General features: G+C 71.1%; 5 protein-coding genes. 4 read left to right on the top strand and 1 reads right to left on the bottom strand.

Annotation, left to right across the window (positions count from 1 at the left end; genetic code table 11):
- Window positions 1-645 (top strand): amino acid ABC transporter permease (locus tag OOT08_RS03335; RefSeq protein ID WP_325091123.1); only part of this gene is annotated, 645 nt, incomplete at its 5' end.
- 57 nt (window positions 646-702) lie between these two features.
- Entirely contained in the window at window positions 703-1,524 is an 822-nt protein-coding gene (locus OOT08_RS03330) for a TSUP family transporter (protein WP_325091122.1), read from the top strand.
- 103 nt (window positions 1,525-1,627) lie between these two features.
- Here OOT08_RS03330 and OOT08_RS03325 read toward each other — a convergent pair whose 3' ends face one another.
- Window positions 1,628-2,461, bottom strand: coding sequence for an RCC1 domain-containing protein (locus OOT08_RS03325; RefSeq protein WP_325091121.1), 834 nt, complete (start codon window positions 2,459-2,461; stop codon window positions 1,628-1,630).
- A gap of 264 nt (window positions 2,462-2,725) precedes the next feature.
- On the opposite strand from OOT08_RS03325, the gene OOT08_RS03320 reads away from it, so the two are divergent.
- Complete coding sequence (locus OOT08_RS03320; RefSeq protein WP_325091120.1) at window positions 2,726-3,211, top strand: YqeB family protein; 486 nt, start codon at window positions 2,726-2,728, stop codon at window positions 3,209-3,211.
- Window positions 3,212-3,263: 52 nt separating this feature from the next.
- Window positions 3,264-4,714 (top strand): ABC transporter ATP-binding protein (locus OOT08_RS03315; protein ID WP_325091119.1); only part of this gene is annotated, 1,451 nt, incomplete at its 3' end.

Genomic DNA, 4,714 nt, shown 5'->3' with positions numbered 1-4,714 from the left:
GACCACGCCTGGGTCCGTAGGCCGATCACCGCGGTCACGGAACTGTTCCGCGCCGTCCCCGTGCTCGTGATGATGATGCTGCTCTACTACGGGCTGCCCTCGGTCGGGGTCCGAATGGACCCGTACTGGGCCGTCGTGATCGCGCTCGTGATCTACAACGGCTCCGTGCTTGCCGAGGCCCTGCGGGCGGGCGTCGAGTCGCTGCCCCGCGGCCAGAAAGAGGCCGGCTACGCGGTCGGCCTGCGCAAGAGCGGCGTGATGCGGCTCATCCTGCTCCCGCAGGCGGTGCGCGCGATGCTGCCCGTCATCATCTCGCAGCTCGTCGTGACGATGAAGGACACCGCGCTCGGCTTCATCATCACCTACCCCGAGCTGCTCTACTTGGCCAAGCAGCTCAGCAGCAACGCGCAGTTCCAGCAGCCCCTGCTGCAATCGGCGTTCGTGATCGGCGGCATCTACATCGTGATGTGCCTGATCCTGTCGGGGCTCGCGCGACTGGCGGAGCAGCGGATGAGCCGAAACCCGAAGGCCCACGGCGGCGCGCGGACCGACACCGGCACGGTTCCCGTGCAGCCGGGGGACCCGCGCCTGCACGCGGAAAGCACCGTGACCGAGGTACTCTCGGTGCAGCGGGAACGGGAGTAGGAACCGGCAGTTCCGCATCCCGCCCACCCCGCCGCCCCAGCCGAAAGGACCCCGCGTGTGACTGAGCTTGTCGCCCCGTTCGCCCTCCTCCCCGAGGGGCTCGGGTGGGGCGGTCTGCTCCTCCTCGTGCTCGCGGCCTTCTCCGCGGGGTGGCTCGACGCCGTGGTCGGCGGGGGCGGGATGCTCCAGCTCCCGGCGTTGCTCCTCGTGCCGGGCATGACCCCGGTGCAGGCGCTCGCGACGAACAAGCTCGCCTCCGTCTTCGGCACCGCCACGAGCAGCATCAGCTACTACCGGAGCGTGCGGCCGAGCCTGCGCACCGCGCTGCCGATGGCGGCGGTCGCCCTGCTGGCGGCGGTGGGCGGGGCCTCGGTCGCCGCTCTGCTGCCGGTGGAGGTGTTCACGCCCATCATCATGGTCGCCCTGGTCGTGGTGGCCCTGATCACGCTGTTCAAGCCGGCGCTGGGCGCCGTGACCAAGCTCAAATACCGCGGGGTGAAGCACGTCTTCCTCGCGCTCGCCGCGGGCGCCGCGATCGGCTTCTACGACGGCATGATTGGGCCCGGCACCGGCACCTTCCTCGTCATCGCCCTGGTCGGCCTGCTCGGCTACGACTTCCTGATGGCGAGCGCGCAGGCGAAGATTGTGAACTTCGCGACGAACCTGGGCGCGCTCCTGCTGTTTATTCCGCTCGGCGCGGTGCTCTGGCCGCTCGGCCTCATCATGGGGGCCGCAAACATCGCGGGCAGCCTCCTCGGCTCCCGCATGGCGATCAAGCGCGGGGCGAAGTTCGTGCGGGTGCTGTTTCTGATCATCGTGGCCGCGCTCATCGTGAAGCTCGGCTTCGATCTCTGGCGCGACGCCAACGGCGCGGCGTAGCGGCGTCGAGTGCTGCCCCGGCGGGCAGCCGTGAACCGGGCAGCTCGTTCAGTCACGGACCCGACGCCCCGGGCCCAGTGCCCTGACGCGAGGCTCCCCGGGGTCAGCGGGGGAGGTCCCGGCGGCCGTCGCCCGGGTGCCCGGCGCTCAGCAGGCTGCCGTCCGCGCGGAGGCCGAGGGTGTGCGCGGCGCCCGCCGCCACGCCGACCACGCCGTCCCAGTCGGACACCTCGCACTGCCCGTGCCGGTTGTCTCCGGCGGCAGAGACCCGGCCGCTGGCGTGCAGGGCCACGGTGTGCTGGCTGCCCGCCTCGATCGCGGCGACGCTCCGCCAGCGGCCGATCGTGTCCCGCGTCTCCGGGGACACGGCCCCGGCGACGAGGACCCGGCCCGCGCGGGTCAGCCCCGCCGTGAGTAGGTGTCCGGCGGCGATGCTCGTGAGACAGTGCCAGCCCTCGATCTCGCACTGCCCCCGGCGGTTATTGCCGACGGCCTGAGCGCGGCCATCCGCGCGGAGGGCCACCGAGTGCCAGTCCCCGCAGGAAACGGCCACGATATCCCGCCATTTCTCGACGGCGCAGGCACCCTCATCGGCGCGGCCCGCGGCGAGCACGGTGCCGTCGGAGCAGAGCCCCAGGGTGCGTCGCCAGCCCGCCGAGATCGCCGTGATACCTCGCCAGTGGTCGACGTGACATTGGCCGTCCCGATTCCAGCCGGTCGCGAGCACGGTCCCGTCCGCCCGGAGGCCAACGGTGTGCGACCTGCCCGTGTTCGTCGCGAGGTGTACGGCCCCCGCGGCAACCGCGATCACCCCTGTCCAGCTCCCGACCTCGCACTCGGCGCTGCGCGAGTTCCCGGCGGCGACGACCGAGCCGTCCGCGCGCGCGAATACGGAGTGCCGAGCCCCCGCTGCCAACCGTGTGCCCTGAGATCGCATATGAGCCTCCCGGTCGGCAGGATACGCGATCCCAGCACCGCCACGCGAGGCCGTTTCTGGCCGAGTCTCCTGCCCGGGTCCGCGACGCCCCGGGGTCACCCGGGCCCGAAACCGCCGGAGGGCTCAAGTCGCGGCGCCGCTCGGCACGGCGCATTCGGCAATTAAGCTAACTTTCGTGTTACGATCGTTTACCCAAAGATACAAGCCGAGGAGGTGGGTGCCGTGGGCGAGGCTCGGGAGCGTGGCGGAGAAACGGTGCTGGGGATGACGAAGGGGACCCGGGTGCTTGCCTGGTCGGTTCTGGGCGGTGTGGGCGTCGGGTTGGGCTTCCTTGTGCCCTGGCTGCTGCGGGGGGCCGCGGCCTGGTCGTTGCCCGCCGCCGAGGCACTGCGGTGGCTGGGATCCGGGGATGCCCCGCTCGTGGTCTTTGGCCGCCCCGCGGTGCTCGGCCTCGTGGGGCCCCTGATCGCCTTTCTGGTGACCCAGGGGAGCGCCGAGGTGGCCGTGAGCGCTGAGCGGATTCGGATCCGCGCGGGGGGAGATGCTCGCGTTCTGGAACGCGCACGCGTTGGTGCGGTGCGTCGCCTCGGGGGTCGGCAGCGCATCGAGTCGCCCGAGGGGCGGGTGCTCTTTGACGGCGACGTGGAGGGCGGCCGCCGGGTGGTCGCCGGGGCCTTTGTGCGGCACGGCTACCCCTGGGCGGGGGGTCGTCGCCGCCCGCGGGTGGCCGGGAGGCGGGCGCGGAGTTGAGTAACAGACATTTATGATACGTTCGTTTTCAATACGTTAGATTGGGAATTGAATGACACTGCTTCGTCTCACCCTGAAATATGCCCGCCCCCAGGCGGGGTGGATCCTCGGCGTTCTCGTGTTCCAGCTCATCGCGACCGTGGCCGCGCTGAGTCTGCCTGGGCTGAACGCGGTGATCATCGACCGCGGGGTCGCCGCGGGAGATCCGGACGTCATCTGGTCGACCGGGGGCACCATGCTGCTCATCTGCGGCATCCAGCTGCTGAGCGCCGTTGCCGGGGTGGTCCTGGGGGCGCGCGCCGCGACGCAGCTCGGCCGCGATCTGCGCCGGGCGGTCTACACCGCCGTGGACGGGCTGGGCACGGAGCAGGTCGCCGCGTTCGGGGTGCCCACGCTCCTGACGCGCTCCACGAATGACGTCCAGCAGGTGCAGATGCTCGTGCTGATGACGCTGAACACGCTCGTCTCCGCCCCCATCATGTGCGTCGGCGGGATCGTCCTGGCGCTGCGCGAGGACGTCAGCCTGGCCTGGCTGGTCTGGAGCTCCGTGCTCCTCCTGACGATCGTTGTGGGGGGCCTGGTGCTCTGGGTGCTCCCCATGTTCCGCGAGCTTCAGGGGCGGATCGACGAGATCAACGGGGTGCTGCGCGAGCACATCGTCGGCGTGCGCACGGTGCGGGCCTTCGTCCGCGAAGCGCACGAGGCCGAGCGGTACCGGCGGGTGAACGAGGCGCTGACCCGGGTTTCGGTGCGGGTGGGGCAGGTGTTCGTCCTGCTGTTCCCCGCCATCTCCATGGTGCTGCACCTGGCCTCCGCGGCGGTGCTCTGGTTCGGCGGGCACCAGGTCGCCGCGGGTGAGCTGCACATCGGCTCGCTCACGGCGTTCCTGCAGTACCTGATCCAGATCCTGGTCGCGGTCATGACCGCGGTGTTCATGGTGATGATGATCCCGCGCGCGGTCGTTGCCGGAGAACGCATCACCGAGCTGCTCTCCGCGTCCGGCACCCCGTGGGGCGATGGCCAGGCGAGCGTCGGCGAGCAGCACAGGGTCGCGTTCACCGGGGTGTCATACGGCTACCCGGGTGCTGAGGAGCCGGTCCTCCGGGACATTTCCTTCTCGGTTCCCCCCGGCACCACGACGGCGATCGTGGGCGCGACGGGCTCGGGCAAGAGCACCATCGTCGGGCTCCTTGCCGGCTTCACGACGCCGAGCCGGGGTCGGGTGCGGATCGGCGACGCGGATCCCGCCGAGCTGCCCCGCGCGGATCGCGGCCGCGTGATCGGGCTCGTTCCGCAACGCGCCATGCTCTTTTCTGGCACGGTCGCCTCGAACCTGCGCGTCGCGGACAGCGCCGCAGACGAGGCGGGGCTCTGGGCCGCGCTGGAGGTGGCCCAGGCCGCCGATTTCGTGCGCGCCCTGCCCGGCGGCCTCGAAGCGCCGATCGCCCAGGGGGGCCGGAACCTGTCCGGCGGGCAGCGTCAGCGGCTCTGCATCGCACGGGC

The organism is Leucobacter sp. M11, assembly GCF_035726885.1.
Lineage (GTDB): Bacteria > Actinomycetota > Actinomycetes > Actinomycetales > Microbacteriaceae > JAPFRB01.
The sequence above is the reverse complement of the archived record's forward strand: the minus strand, read 5'-3'. Positions and strand labels throughout refer to the sequence as shown.

Coding starts and splice junctions, on each gene's coding strand:
- OOT08_RS03325 (WP_325091121.1), bottom strand. CDS start 2,461: ATGCGATCTCAGGGCACACGGTTGGCAGCGGGGGCTCGGCACTCCGTA.
- OOT08_RS03320 (WP_325091120.1), top strand. CDS start 2,726: ATGACGAAGGGGACCCGGGTGCTTGCCTGGTCGGTTCTGGGCGGTGTG.